1 protein-coding gene is annotated in these 641 nt (G+C 69.0%); it reads right to left on the bottom strand.

The annotated features are described in order from the left end of the window. The coding region (locus tag KUM32_RS32715; protein WP_217145569.1) for a cbb3-type cytochrome c oxidase subunit I at positions 1-287 on the bottom strand (287 nt) is incomplete at its 3' end. Positions 288-641 lie beyond the last annotated feature (354 nt).

Here is a 641-nt window from a genome sequence, read left to right as displayed (position 1 = left end):
AATGTGGGGGTGGCGAACAGCAGCAGCATCAGCGTCCCGTGCATGGTGAACGCCTGGTTGTACTGCTCGTTGGACATGAGCTGCAGGCCCGGTCTGGCCAGCTCCGCGCGGATCGCCATGGCCAGCGCCCCGGCGATGACGAAGAAGAAGAACGAGGTGATCAGGTAGAGGTGGCCGATCTTCTTGTGATCGGTCGTGCTGAGCCACGAGACGATCACCTGCCCCGTGCCGCGCCGCCCCTCCGCCGCCGGGACGGGAGAGACGGGTTCCGTTGTACGTGTCGTCATCGAGATCCTCAATCTCCAGCGCGTGAGAGCCGCGCGGGTGCGCGGACGGCTCCTGAGGGACGTCGGGCCACGTGTAGCCAGCCGCGGGGAAACTAGTCCGTCTTCGCGCGCTTTCCGGGCCCACCTCGCGCACCTCGCTGAGAAGGGGCCCGGACGAGTGACGCACCGCTTCCCCCAAGGGCCGCATCGGGGCCCGCTGACGAGTGGTGTGCGCCGCCCGGAGCTGGCGGGGCGACCGCCGCGCGGGGCGATTGTCAGAGGTGGGTGCGACGCTGTTCGTCGGAAGTCAGCGGCGGGCGCGGTGTCCTGCCGACCGACACGAGGGAGACCGACGATGACCAGCGCGCACACCTC

Source organism: Streptomyces sp. AC627_RSS907, assembly GCF_019049165.1.
This window is presented reverse-complemented; position numbering and strand designations above follow the sequence as displayed.